Genomic DNA, 12,129 nt, shown 5'->3' with positions numbered 1-12,129 from the left:
CTTGTCATTAAGCCGTGTCCTCAATCCTTGTGGCGAAACCTCGAACCTTGTATGTTTAAGACGTTTGGAGGTTCGTCACATGCTGGACACGCACACGCTGCTGGTCACAGAGGACCGCCCGTCGGGGCCGCTGCTGCTGATCGAGGACGTCCCGGTCACCGACAACAGCGATGCGCCTCTCTCGTTCGGCACGGTCATCGGCCAGATTCTTGGCGTCGCTGTCGTGATCGGGCTCGGCGTATACATGACATTGGCCATCTGACACGGCGATCACTCCCGCAGCTTCGGATCAGTAAAGAAGCCGCGATTGTGATCGCGATTCACTTCTAGCTGAACTTCAACAGAGCCTTGCACGTTGTTCGCGCGTGCATTCTGCGCCGCTGTGCGGTCTTCATTTAGGCGCGCGGCACCTTCCTCGATGACCGCTTGGGCCGCACGAGGATCGCCTCCGGTCGGGCCAGAGGGAATGTCCGATACGCCATGCGGACGGTAAGAGCCGACAACATCCGCTGCGCTGTCGACGCCTAGCCTATTAACCTGAACGAGATCGGGCTCCTGCAACTTGCCAGCAATCTCCTCGCGGATGTCATCCTGCTTCTCGCGCATCCAGCGCGTCACCATCTCCTGGCGGACGGCACGCTGATGGTCGCTGAGATCGGTCGCCCAAAGCTCGGGAGCGTCAAGGCCTGGGTTGGAGGCCTGCTGCGCGCGATACCATTGCGCGAGATCCTGGCTCATGTTCTCGCTTAGCTGCATGCCATGTGTTTCGGCGTAGCTGGCGTCGCGCGACAGCTGTTGCGACAGCTCCTCCAGCTTGCGCGCGGTCTCCGTATACGATTTCGCACGCGCCAGGGCCTGCTCGTGGGTCAAGGACGAGCTAGACGACGTCGAAGCCCGGCTGAACACTCCCGAGCGATCATAAGTGCCATCAGAGGATGTCGCCCCCGTCCCATTGGAGTGCTCGTCGCGAACCCCACTACTCGCCGTGCTTGAACTATCCGATGAGCGCGTGTCCTCCGTCCCATGACGGAGCGTATCCTGCTGGCTGCCCGTTTTGCTTACAGTTGCGCCAGCGCCGGGGAGCGCTCTAAGAACTCGGCCGAGAGCGCTGCCCCGACCACCGACGCCGCCACCTCCGCCGCCACCGCGGTTGCCGCCAACTCCCGCATCGAGACGCCCGCCAATCTGATCAACCGTGCCGGCGCTACGATCGTGGCCGTCAGACACTCGCTGGCTCTGGCCCGTCGACGACCGATCCTCCAGACCCTGCGAGCTGCTGCCTGTCGTGCGATCGAACTGCTCAATCGATGTGTTGGCAGCGCGGCCGCTGCTCGAATCCCATCCCGACGACCGCTCGCTGGACGTGCCGTAGGCACTCCGGTCGGTCTTGGTCCAGCTGAGCACTTCCTGCGCGGCGTTGTCGTAGGCCTGCGATTGGCGGTGTGCCTCGCTCGCCATCTGCCGCCATTCGGCGATGGCGCCGGTGGTAACAGTTGGGGCGAACGAAAGCCGCGAGATGGCGCCGCCTGTATCAAACACCTCTTGGCCGTTGCCGAAGCTGTTGATGAGCGCGCCATTGTCCTGGCGCCACCCCACGCTCGCCGCGCCCCCCATGAAGCTCGGGGCGGTCGACCATTGATCGGCCTGCCGCATGTTCGACGTCGAGTTCGCCCAGCTGACATTCCCATAGGAATAATTGCCCGTCGTCTGCTCCAGCGCGGCCGCCTCCGCGGCGTTCTGCGCCGGGGCGAGCATCGACGTCGCCTGCCCGGCGATCGACATTGCACCACGAGCCAAGCCCGCCGCGAGGAAGGGAATGCTCATCAGCATGAAGCCGGCGATCGTCGCGGTCTCGCCGTTCACCGCACCAATCCCGGCATAGCTCCCCAGCGACATTCCGCCGGCGGCCACGCCGTTCGCCGCGCTCTCCGCCCGGGTCATGCAGATCATGTGAAGGATAACGTAGAGCGGACCCCAAGACGCCAGGTAGAAGAACCCCATCGCGTAGCCCTTCAGCGTTCCCAGCCCCGTCTGGGGCAACAGGAACAGGGGAAAGATGACGGGGAACATTGCGAAGAAGACGACAGTGAGCACGATGTTCAGGATCGGAACCCATGCCATCGCCTGCTGCGCGATCGAATTGTAGGTGTTTCGCGCCTGAATGTCGGCTCGCGTCTGTGCGAAGGTGTCGATCGATGCAGCCCCGCTTCCGCCAGCCATCGAGTTGCGCGCCTGCATGAAGGCGTTGATCGCCGTGTTCTGGCGCATGACGCCGGTGAAGTCGTCACCTGAGCCCGTGAAGGCCGAGTTGACGATCGGCAGGTCGTGCTTGAGCTTGGCGGCGGCGACCGCGTTGCTGAGCTTGGGATAGACCTCCTTGGCCCAAGGCTCAGCATTGGCTTCGATCATCCCGGCCCACTGGCCGTTGAGGCTGTCATAAGCCTGCCGGCAGGTGACGATGAAGTTCTGGACCGTCCCATCACCCTGGCGCTCCAGCCATTCCTGCGACCGAGCCTCCGAGCCGGGTCCGATAGCCGCCCATAGGTCGGTCGCCTTCGCCAGATTGGTGAGGGACTTCTGGTAGAGCATCACGTCGCCGAAAAGGCAGTTCTTGAAGTGGCTCTCGAGGTTGGTCGAGAATTCGGCATCTCGAATCACGAAGTTGCGGGTCGCGTCGAACAGCCGAGCCCCATAGACCATTCCGTTGGTGGTGTAGTTGAGCTCCCCGGGCATCACAAAGACGGTCTCGGCGGTACGCGTGAGCCAGTCGCCGATTTGCGTGGTGAAGCTCGCGAGGACGCCCAGCCCCAGAGGGACGTTTGCCACAGTCGCCGGGGCGAGGCTCGGATTGATGCGATCCGTGACCTTCACGTCGATCGTCGGCACCATGAGGCACAGATAGATCCCGGTCGCCTGCAGAAACCAGTTCATCCAGGCGCGGAAGTTGAGAGTGAAGGCGACGACAAGCAGCGAGTAGATCAGGCCCATCACCATCACGACCCGGATGAGCGACTTGTAACCCCCTCCCCCGGCCCACGCTGCCACGGCATTGAAGGTGTTGACGAGATACTCGCCCCCGCCGACGGTGAAGACCTCGAGCACGTCGCAACCCTCCCCTTCCGCGCCTAGAGCAGGCCCTGCGCGTTCAAGCCCCGCGAAAAGTTGAGCGCCGAGGACATGCCCGGCGTCATGCTGTTCTGCAGGGTCGATTCGAGCATGATGCTCCGGTTGATGATCTGCATCGTCACCTGGAGCTTGTTGCTAAGCTTGACGTCGCGCTGCGCGAATTTGGCGCGGGTGGCGGCGATTTGCTGGCGCCACTGCCCGGCCGTCTCCTGGTCTGCGGTCTGATAGAAGACCTTCGCCTGCTCGACGCGGTCGAGCATATTATCGAGCATGGCGTTAAGAAGGTCGACCGCGACGATCTCGGACAGCGTCTGGATCTCGCCGTCGGTCAACGCATAGTGGGCATAGGCCTGCACCGCGAGAATCTTGTAGATCGGCACGGTGGCCATGTTCAGGAGCTGCTTTTCGGCCGCGTCGAGCGCCGTGTCGCTGCGGATCTTCGAGCTCATGCTCTTGATCATCGTCGCGATCCTTGGCCGAAGAGCACTCGCCTCGGGCACGCTCAGCGTCTGGTCGGACACGTCCGTGCAAAGTTCGTTGTTGCACTTGAGGATCTTGACCTGCGGCGCACTGGCGGTGCCGTCCAACAGCGCCGTCACGACCGCCTCTTCGGCAGGACCGTAGATCACGACCTTCGGCCCCTGATCGCTGCCGGTCGGAGGCGTGGTCACGATCGTTCCCACCAAGGTCATCACATATTCGGAGAAGGCCTGGTCGAACGCGCCGAATTTCGAGGACTTTTTCAGCGCCTCCCAGGTGTAGTTGTGCGGGTCGCCGACGATCTGCTCCTTCATGTGAGGATCGGTATTGCCGGCGAGCGTCCCATCTCGTTGACCGCCGTTGTTGCAGCCCTGCCGGGACGCGGCCCAGTCGGAGAACACGCCCTGGCTGTTGCCGACCGCCTCGCAAATCGTCGATCGCGTGGTCTCCATCTGCGGCCAGATTCCCCCGACGAGGGCCTGCGCCGTCTCGCAGCTGGAGATGTTCATCTGGTTGAGGAGCTGAGCCTTTTGGCTGAACTCGTCCATGACCTTGCCGATTTCGGGCGAGACGCTGTCGATAGCCAGCTTGAAAGCAAAGCCCAAGGCGTTGTTCGCGGTCGCCTTCAGCATCGCCACGATCTCGCTGGCATTGATGAAGCTGAACGAGCCCGAGAACAGGTCGATGCCGCCGCATCCCGCGCGCGCGCTGGGGAGCTGAAGGTTGAACGGCGACACGCTCTTCTGCGGAAAGCGGGTCCAGACGTTGCCGAGCGAGTAATAGCCTGCCGACTGTCCCTGGAACGCCGTCGGCCCGGTCACGTTCGCGGCACCGCCGGCATCATTGAAGAAGCCGTTCATCTCGGACGCGACGTCGGCGCGCGCGACGCCGATCAGAGCGAAGTGCGAGGCGGCCGCCATCATCAACGCGGCGCCGGCACGATGTGCCAGCCTCCTGAGCCGACCATTCTGCCGAGGATTAGACATCAGTAATCGCTCCCGACCTTGGTGTTGGTGAGCATGAAGATGCGATCCATGATCTCGTCGGCGCTCAGGATGCCGTAGCCGACGGGGATGGTCCGCTTCGTAGCCGTGTCGAAAAGCACGAGCGCCGGCGTTTCATTGCCCGAAAGCCCCATCCGGGCACGTTGGCCGGAATCCACGACATAGTTGGGGAAGTCCCGGCTCGGGCCACCATCCATCGAGACGGCCATGACCGCCATCCGATGGCTATCCGCGACCGAGCGCAGGATCGGCGCGAACACCTCACAGGCCCCGCAGCTCTGCGCATAGAAGTAGAACAAGCCGTAACGCTGGCTCAGGTTGATGAGGACCTGGTCGCGATCGGCCTTGCGGTTATCGAGCCATGTTCGCTTCGCGACTGTGTTGACGGGCCGCTGCAGCGTGTAGTCGATATCCGGATTCTGCCACAGGGCGCGCTGCCACGTATCCGAGAACGTCGAGGCACGATCCAGTTGCTCGCGCTGGAAGCGCACATAGGCGATGACATTCGCCTCGGAAGGATCAAGGATCGCTCGGGCCTTGAGCTCATCAAGCTGGTGCGTGATCGCGGCCAGGCGCTCCGCCGCGGTCTGCTCGGGCACCTGCGGTTGAGCCTTTGCCGTCTCCGGAGGCCTCGGCTTCGAACAATAGAACCATTGCCCCAGTTTGCGCTCGCCGCAGTAGAAATCATCACCGCCAGCGGCCGCCTCGACGCCATCGGCCGCGCTCCCCGCATCCTGCGCACGCACCGGCACGGCCATCGGCGCCGCGGTCAGCAGGATCATCGCCAGCTTCGCCATCTTCGACATGATCATCGTCCTCCCTGCTGGTCGGCCGCACCATCCTGAGATTGCGCGGGGTGGTGGTTGGATGGGGTGGTCGGCGTGTCCCAGGCCGCGATGTGAAGGCAGCAGTCGATCCCGGCCGTGGAGAGCGCGGCGGCGCTGCAGGCGGAGGTTGGTCGAGCGGGCGCCGGCAGGCCCGGTGCTACAGAGCCGGGCGCCAATGCGCCGGCGAGCAGGGACGCGAGAATGGCAGGATCAAATATGACGAAGCCCATTGTCCAGTTCTCCTTTCGTCAAACGGAGCACGGACATCATCAGGGCGACGTCGATGAGCCTCGTCCCTTGGTCGAGCATCCGGATGATCCCGTTCATCAGCGGCCGCGCCGCGGTCCGGCCCTCTTCGGTGGCCCGCAAGCCGTGGTTTTCCTCCGCGACCCAGCGATTGGCGATCATGTGTTCGATCGGCGCAGCAGCCGACGATGGTTCCACTGCGCACTCGAACCAGTCGCCGATTACCTGACAGATCTCTTCCACCCGAGCCGCTCGCCTCGCGCGGAACACGCACAGAAAGATCGCCAGCTCGAACACCGTCATCTTCCAGTCGCATCCCGGAGAGCCTGCGGTCGGCAGGTCATTCGCCACGGCCGTCATGTCGATCACCGATCCCTCTGGTGTTCATGGAGTGCCTCCATGCAGGTCGTAATAGTTCTGAATCTTCGCCTGGATTTCGGTCATCGTCTGGACCTCGTCCGGCAGCTTTGCCGCGTCGAGAAAGTCAGCGTAGACCTCTGTGAAATCCATCCTGGACAGATCGAGCAGCTGGAACTCGGCGATGGTGAAGCCTTTGCACTGCTCGGACTTCGGGCTGCCCCAAGGCTTGTTGATCTGGACGCGCCCCTGCTCCTGAAGCACGCGGCTGAGCTTGCTCTCGAAGCAACAATAAGCGGTCTTCTTCGTCTTGCAGATGCCGAGGAAGCTGGACGAGCACCAGGTCCCCACCTTGTGGCAGAGTCCCATGCGGTCCTTGATGTCGAGCTTCATCTCGTCCTGAGAACAGGCGAACAAGGCGAGGAAGGGTGTCGCGAGCGCGGCGATCGCCGCCGGCCCTCCCGCGAGCGCCGCACCGCCGGCTGCGAGGGTCAGCGCACCCGAGACCTTGCCCGCGCAGCAGTTGATGAGACCGAACACGGGCTTATGGCACGTATCGCGCGTCCCGGAGAACACGGTCAGGTTGTTCGGATCGAACCCCTTCGATGCGTCATCGATCGCATGAAGCGCGACCAGGGCATCCTTGAACTCGGTCGAGGCCTCGCGCGTGATCGGCTCGCAGTCGCCATTGATGCAATAGACATCACTGCCGCAAATATATTGGGGCGCATCCGAGGTTGGCGCGTCCGGTGTGGGACAGCGGTAGACCTTCTCCTTTACCTTGCATTCGCCTTGCTGCGGGTCGTCGAGGCATTCCTCGCGCAGGAACGTGCACTGGCGATTTCCCTCGAGATCGCCGCAGTCGTTGCCCTGCGAAAGGCGATGACACGAATACTGCCGCTCCCACTGCCAGCAGGCGCGTGTGACGGCGACGCCATTGATCGTGCGGGTCGTCGGCTCCGTATCGACGCAAGTCTCGGAGGCGAGCTCGCATGTCTGGCCGGCCGTCGCACCATTGCAGGCGCCCTCGTCCCTGTGCTCATTGATGACCTGGCCGACCGTTTCGATCGTGTATGGCCGACCCGTGACCGCCGCGCTGTCGCACTCGTAGGTGATGATCTCGCCCTCGCGAATGTCCGGTTCGGTGCAGAATCGCGGATTCCCCTGCAGGCAGACATCGTACATGACGGTCTCGCGCGACCGCTCGCGGCAGACCCCGTCGGCGACGGGGGCGTTGAACGCCGGCACGCAGCGGCGGCTCCGGTTGTCGCCACCCTGCGCGGCAGAGCGCGACCAATTCTCGCAGGTGTAGACATACTTGTTCACGCCGGGGGTGACGTCGACCACGAGCGGCACGCGGCACACAGGCGCCGTCTCGTCGACCTTGGTGCCGGTATTGCATGTCGCCTCGTAGTAGCCTCCCTCTCCCGATCCGGGCGGGAGCGGCTGGCATTGCCCGCTCTCCGAGCCGATATTCTCGCCCTGCAGGTAGGCCTCGGGATCGTTTTCCACCGTCGTCGCGCGGTTGGTGGTCGCGAGGATCTCGGCATTGCTGAAAGTCGGCCGCGTGTGATCCGGGTCGGTGACGGTGCGATAGGAGTCGTTGGTCGTGCGCTGCGCCGTTCCCGCCGCGACCAGCGCGTCCGGGTCGTCGAAATAGGTGCTCTGGGGCTGGGTGGTGCCGGTATAGCCGGGCACCGCCGCAGCCTGAGCGTCAGATGTCGGCACGAGGCTTTCATCCTGCCGCTTGGCGTTGCCGAGAGCCTTGCCCTCTTCGCGCGCCTGCTCGACGGTCATCTGCTGAGCGCCGGCGGAGCTGATGACCAGGCAGACGCTCATAAGCGCGGCAGCAAGAGACCTGAGCTTCACTGGCGCCGGCTCCGCGCGAGGTTTTCGAGCGCGACCGAGGCAATCCGCGCGCCGGGACCGTTGGCCTGGGCGAAGGTGTTGAGGGCATAGTCGACCGTGACGTTGCCCTCCATGCGATCATGGGGTGGTACCCTGGTTTCGCAGGAGAAGCCCGCGCACAGGTCGAAGGTCGAGGAGACGGCGACGTAGGTCGGTACCGCTTGCACGCCGAAGGCGCGGAAGAGGCGAGGATCGATGCCGATGTTCGGCATGTCGTCCTTCTGCACGATCTGCCCGAGCCGACCGGCGAATTCCTTGGCCGAGTTGTTGGGGAAACCGCGGAAGACGACGACGCCCCCTGCCCTCGCGGTGTCGGCGATCAGCTGCTTGAGCGAGGCCGTCGGCATCGACAGGCTGGCGAAGACGATGAACTGTGGCGCGTCGCCGCCGGGAATGTTCGCGTTCGTCGCTGCCCCCTGGACGAGCTCATCGAAGTCGATCTTGCCGTCCGGTCCCTTTGGCAATTCGGTTGCCGCGACGCGCTGCATGTTGTCCATGCCCGACTTGCGCACGACGGTTGCCTGCTCGCGGAACTCATCGCCGCGGTCCTTCACCTGGTCGACGAAAGCCTGTGCCTCCGCAGCAAGGTCCGCGGCACGCTTCTTCACGGCCTGGACGTCGACCCCGTCAACGGTTTGGGCAAGGAGCGCCGAGAGGCCGGCAGTGGTGAGAAGAGCCGTGATGCCCAATGTCAGAAGGCGCATGCTTCCCTCCTCAGAACACGCAGCAGTTGCGTTTGCGCCAAACCAGGTAGCCCATGTCCTCGCCGCCGGCGGGGAAGGCTCGGCCGGCATCCGGCGGCATGGTCGACGCGCCGATCGCCGAGCAGGCAAACCGCCCGCTGACCGTCGGGATCGGGTTCACCATCTGGAAGCGATATTGCTGCTTCCGCATGATCGGCATGAGGTACTTCTTGCAGAGACCCTCGGAGCCCATCGTGCCCCATGCGAGCCCCTCTCGGTGCATCTTGTAGGCGAAACGGGACAGCGCGAGGCGGGACGACTGGACGTGCCCGATCGACGCCGGGATATTGCCGTTGAGGGGATACATGCTGCCCTGGCAGCCCGCGCACCAGAACAGCGCATCGAGGGGCAAGGCCGCAGTCCCGGCGATGCAATCGCCCGCGCAGGCCGCCTGGGCGATCGGGTTGGCGAAGACGATGGCCTCGGGATTGATGATCGCGGTGAGCGAGTCATCTTGCCAGAGCGGGTCGATCTCCGTCATGTACGCAATGTCGAAGGAGGCCTGCTCGAAGCAGAGGAAATCGGTCAGGATCTCCATCCAGTAGAGGAGCGGATAGACGTACCAGTGGACGTGCCACTTGGCCGTGCTCTGCGACCGACCGCCCACCATCGATGGACCCGCGAGGTAGCCCTGGCCGATATCGAAACCGGGCGCGATGCGGGTGCCGCCGAGGTTGGGAAAGCACCATGGCTTCATCGTCACGTCGGCGAGCCGGACGGGCTCCCAGAATCCGACCGAGATGCCGATGCGCGGCAGCGGGTCGGCGCAGGCACAGATCGGAGAGGCGGGATTGTTCGTATCCGGCCGGCTTCCCGGCCAGATTTTTGCTCCTCCGATCGAGAGCGGGAACAAGCATGACCAGCAGACGTCGGTGATGGGGTTCACGAACTTGCCGGTGCAGGTCGGGGCCGCCTCCGCGCGTGGCGTCAACGCCACCATCACGAGCAGCAGGCCAAGGACGCCGACGAAGGCGCGCAGCCACCGCATCATTTCGCCTCCCCGGTCCGCTCGAGGAAGGCGTTGTCGGCGGCGTTCTTCCGGTGGAGATAGAGCCAGGTGTATAGACCGGCTGCGACCAGCAGCGCCAATACCAGGCAAGGTACGGCACGCCCAAGCACAGAGTGGATCGGCTGGAAGAAGCCCACGACCAGTGCCACCGAGAGGCAGAGGCCCTGCCATATAAGGCGCATGCGGCGCAGTGATCGCGTTTCCGGTGCCGCCATCGGCGTGCGCAGGAAGTCGAGCCATAGTGGCATCAGCTCCGCCCTCCCGGTTTCAGGACGGTCTCCGACACCTGCAGCAGCTTGCCCGCCTGTGAGACGACAGCCGGCGTGTGCCGGATGCCGAACTTGCCGGTGAGGCGGCCCTCCTGATCGAAGAAGAACCGGCGCTTGCGCGTCGTCATGGATTCGATCGGCGAGCCGTTGACGAAGATGATCTTCGCGTTGAGTTCGGTGAACCGCTTGGTCGCCCAATCGACCTGCGCGGCGTCATCGCCGTCGACGAACACCAGGCTCTGGCGCATCGACACGAAGTCGAGCGGATTGATCCTCTGGCCTGCGGCGGCGATCACCTGTCCCTTATGGTCCCGGATCTCCCGCTCGAGCGTGATCGTCGGATCATAGTTCCAGGTCCGCGCTTGTTCGGCCGGAGACATCCCCGCGACTGGCACGGGCCGTCGGACCTTCGCTTCCGCTCGCTTGGCGAAGGCAGCGTTCACGCGATCCATCTCACCGGTCGCCTGGGCGCGCTTGAGGCGTGCCTCGATGGTCGAGAGTAGGTCCGCCTCGGCGACAGGAAACGTCTGCCCCATCTGGCCGAAATCACGGGCCTCCCCCCGCTCGGATCCGGTGAGCAGGACCGCCGCCCCGAGGCTGGCGATGCCGGCGAGCGGAGCCAGCCAGCGGATCACAGGATCGCCTCCCCGGTGCCCACGATCTGTCGCTGACAGGCGAAGCCGATCGCAGCGTAGCGGGAATCGAAGCCGTCCTTGTGAGGTGTGCCGACATAATAGCAGCCAGCAGGAATCACGCCGCTCGGGCCGATCGCCAGCGGTTCGCCTGACTTCGTCCTGGGCTTGGTGTAGGCCACGATGCGACCATTCACGGTCACCGCGAGGTGCCAGTGCCGCACTATGTCGCCGGGCATGCCATAGACGATCTTCCCGAACATCTGCGGCTTGGGGCCGAAGTGCGCCCGGACCAGCTCGCTCGCCGGAGGATCGAAGAAAACGTAATCGCCCCGGGCCGGTAGCTTGTTGCGATGGATGAGGAAGGCCCAGTTCGGCAGCGATTCCGTCGTGTTGATCAGCAGCGCATGGTCTTCGCGCCAATCGCTGATCGCCCCGAGCACGACGCTGCCGGCAACGAAAGCGGCGAACAGCCCCCATAGCCGCTTGCGCGGTCGCCATACGGTCGCCGGCGCCCTATTGGCCGTTGCCGCCATCTTGGCCTCCGAAGGTCGAGATCGAGGCGCCGGGCGCGGTCGGCGCCGCAGGCATGCCGCCCGGCATCGCCTGCTGCGGCACCATGTTCTGCGGCGCGGCAGCCATGGGATCGATCGTGGCCGCCGGGCCGGCAAATGCTTGCGGGATCGGCGCCGGCGGCAGTTGTTGCTGGAGCTGCTGCAACTCCTGAGCGCTCGCCTGCCTGGGCTGTCGGACGCCGCTTGCGTAGACAGCTTTCCTGAGACTGTCGGTGATGTCGGGCACGTTCTTCGTGAGCACCGCCTCCCCGACGAGGACCACTTGGCCGCTAGCGCTCCGTCGTTGCAGCTCATGGTCGAGCGAGGACATGAACGCGCGCATCTCGGCTTCGACCTGGGCCGGCGGCGATGCCGAGCGCGCCTGCGCGTTCACATACTCGCCGACGATGTTGGACAGACTTGCCTTGACGATGTGCTCCTCTCGCGGTGCGAGCAGTGCCTTGGTGACCCACATCGACCAGACGAGCCCCAGCACAAGGGCAACGCCCAGGAGCAGCTGCGTGCGGGTGAGCCCTGCGAAGCCCCGCTGCGCGCGGGACAATCTCGCGGGCGACGAGTGACTCGCGGGAGGGGGAAGATCGAGTTCGGGCTGATCAGCCATTGTCGTTGCTCCGCTTGGGGTCGCGCGAGGGCAGGATGCTGTGGCGGCGGAAGAAGATGATCGCCGCGGCCAGAGGCATGTGCGCGACGAACAGGACATGCTTGAATGACGCCACGCGCGCCGCGTCCGCCGAGACGTAGCGGCCCGCCAGGTTGTTGAGCTGGTGCATCATTCCGTCGACGGAGAGACCGCCGATCGTGAGGAAGAACAGGACGAACAGCCCCCATGTGATCAGCAGGGTCGAGGCGAGGAACCCCGCAATGTGGAGGTAGAAATAGAGCAGGAAGCCGAGGTCGATCTTGCGCCGCTGCCGGGTGCTGTCGGCGTCGGCAGGAGCCAGGGTCGCCATCGG

13 protein-coding genes are annotated in these 12,129 nt (G+C 64.3%); 1 reads left to right on the top strand and 12 read right to left on the bottom strand.

Annotation, left to right across the window (positions count from 1 at the left end):
- Positions 1–79: 79 nt before the first annotated feature.
- Entirely contained in the window at positions 80–262 is a 183-nt protein-coding gene (locus tag L8F96_RS13225; protein WP_046408719.1) for a hypothetical protein, read from the top strand.
- Positions 263–270: 8 nt separating this feature from the next.
- On the opposite strand, the gene L8F96_RS13220 is transcribed toward L8F96_RS13225, so the two are convergent.
- The 12 genes from L8F96_RS13220 to L8F96_RS13165 all read right to left on the bottom strand — a co-directional run bounded on the left by L8F96_RS13220 (position 271) and on the right by L8F96_RS13165 (position 12,126).
- Positions 271–3,102, bottom strand: coding sequence for a conjugal transfer protein TraG N-terminal domain-containing protein (locus tag L8F96_RS13220; protein ID WP_334656264.1), 2,832 nt, complete (start codon positions 3,100–3,102; stop codon positions 271–273).
- Between the two features lie 23 nt (positions 3,103–3,125).
- Positions 3,126–4,526, bottom strand: a complete 1,401-nt coding sequence (locus L8F96_RS13215) for a conjugal transfer protein TraH (protein WP_046408795.1) — start codon at positions 4,524–4,526, stop codon at positions 3,126–3,128.
- 65 nt (positions 4,527–4,591) lie between these two features.
- Positions 4,592–5,416: a conjugal transfer protein TraF gene (locus tag L8F96_RS13210; RefSeq protein WP_046408794.1), complete on the bottom strand. Its 825-nt coding sequence runs from the start codon at positions 5,414–5,416 to the stop codon at positions 4,592–4,594.
- 231 nt (positions 5,417–5,647) lie between these two features.
- Positions 5,648–6,043: a hypothetical protein gene (locus L8F96_RS13205; RefSeq protein ID WP_231621902.1), complete on the bottom strand. Its 396-nt coding sequence runs from the start codon at positions 6,041–6,043 to the stop codon at positions 5,648–5,650.
- A 24-nt stretch (positions 6,044–6,067) separates the two neighbouring features.
- Positions 6,068–7,837 carry a conjugal transfer protein TraN gene (locus L8F96_RS13200; RefSeq protein ID WP_417158987.1) on the bottom strand — a complete coding sequence of 590 codons (1,770 nt, stop codon included), beginning with the start codon at positions 7,835–7,837 and terminating at the stop codon, positions 6,068–6,070.
- A gap of 68 nt (positions 7,838–7,905) precedes the next feature.
- Positions 7,906–8,652, bottom strand: a complete 747-nt coding sequence (gene trbC, locus L8F96_RS13195; protein ID WP_046408716.1) for a type-F conjugative transfer system pilin assembly protein TrbC — start codon at positions 8,650–8,652, stop codon at positions 7,906–7,908.
- Between the two features lie 10 nt (positions 8,653–8,662).
- Positions 8,663–9,679, bottom strand: a complete 1,017-nt coding sequence (traU, locus tag L8F96_RS13190; protein WP_170172173.1) for a conjugal transfer pilus assembly protein TraU — start codon at positions 9,677–9,679, stop codon at positions 8,663–8,665.
- Positions 9,679–9,948, bottom strand: a complete 270-nt coding sequence (locus L8F96_RS13185; protein WP_046408713.1) for a hypothetical protein — start codon at positions 9,946–9,948, stop codon at positions 9,679–9,681. Before L8F96_RS13185 ends, traU begins: the two co-directional genes overlap by 1 nt.
- Positions 9,948–10,604 (bottom strand): type-F conjugative transfer system protein TraW, encoded by a 657-nt coding sequence (gene traW / locus L8F96_RS13180; protein WP_082102862.1) that lies wholly within the window; start codon positions 10,602–10,604, stop codon positions 9,948–9,950. Before traW ends, L8F96_RS13185 begins: the two co-directional genes overlap by 1 nt.
- The gene (locus tag L8F96_RS13175; RefSeq protein WP_046408712.1) at positions 10,601–11,137 is read right to left on the bottom strand and encodes a S26 family signal peptidase; all 537 of its coding nucleotides are present in this window, start codon (positions 11,135–11,137) and stop codon (positions 10,601–10,603) included. The genes traW and L8F96_RS13175 overlap by 4 nt, the downstream gene beginning before the upstream one ends.
- A complete protein-coding gene (locus tag L8F96_RS13170) occupies positions 11,118–11,777 on the bottom strand; it encodes a type-F conjugative transfer system protein TrbI (protein ID WP_046408710.1) in 660 nt (219 codons plus the stop codon). The genes L8F96_RS13175 and L8F96_RS13170 overlap by 20 nt, the downstream gene beginning before the upstream one ends.
- Entirely contained in the window at positions 11,770–12,126 is a 357-nt protein-coding gene (locus L8F96_RS13165) for a hypothetical protein (protein WP_046408709.1), read from the bottom strand. The genes L8F96_RS13170 and L8F96_RS13165 overlap by 8 nt, the downstream gene beginning before the upstream one ends.
- Between the last annotated feature and the right edge of the window lie 3 nt (positions 12,127–12,129).

The sequence above is a fragment of the Sphingomonas panaciterrae genome (genome assembly GCF_036890205.1).
GTDB lineage: Bacteria > Pseudomonadota > Alphaproteobacteria > Sphingomonadales > Sphingomonadaceae > Sphingomonas > Sphingomonas panaciterrae.
This window is presented reverse-complemented; position numbering and strand designations above follow the sequence as displayed.

Coding starts and splice junctions, on each gene's coding strand:
- L8F96_RS13225 (WP_046408719.1), top strand. CDS start 80: ATGCTGGACACGCACACGCTGCTGGTCACAGAGGACCGCCCGTCGGGG.
- L8F96_RS13215 (WP_046408795.1), bottom strand. CDS start 4,526: ATGGCGGCCGCCTCGCACTTCGCTCTGATCGGCGTCGCGCGCGCCGAC.
- L8F96_RS13210 (WP_046408794.1), bottom strand. CDS start 5,416: ATGTCGAAGATGGCGAAGCTGGCGATGATCCTGCTGACCGCGGCGCCG.
- L8F96_RS13205 (WP_231621902.1), bottom strand. CDS start 6,043: ATGACGGCCGTGGCGAATGACCTGCCGACCGCAGGCTCTCCGGGATGC.
- L8F96_RS13200 (WP_417158987.1), bottom strand. CDS start 7,837: ATGACCGTCGAGCAGGCGCGCGAAGAGGGCAAGGCTCTCGGCAACGCC.
- trbC (WP_046408716.1), bottom strand. CDS start 8,652: ATGCGCCTTCTGACATTGGGCATCACGGCTCTTCTCACCACTGCCGGC.
- traU (WP_170172173.1), bottom strand. CDS start 9,679: ATGCGGTGGCTGCGCGCCTTCGTCGGCGTCCTTGGCCTGCTGCTCGTG.
- L8F96_RS13185 (WP_046408713.1), bottom strand. CDS start 9,948: ATGCCACTATGGCTCGACTTCCTGCGCACGCCGATGGCGGCACCGGAA.
- L8F96_RS13175 (WP_046408712.1), bottom strand. CDS start 11,137: ATGGCGGCAACGGCCAATAGGGCGCCGGCGACCGTATGGCGACCGCGC.
- L8F96_RS13170 (WP_046408710.1), bottom strand. CDS start 11,777: ATGGCTGATCAGCCCGAACTCGATCTTCCCCCTCCCGCGAGTCACTCG.
- L8F96_RS13165 (WP_046408709.1), bottom strand. CDS start 12,126: ATGGCGACCCTGGCTCCTGCCGACGCCGACAGCACCCGGCAGCGGCGC.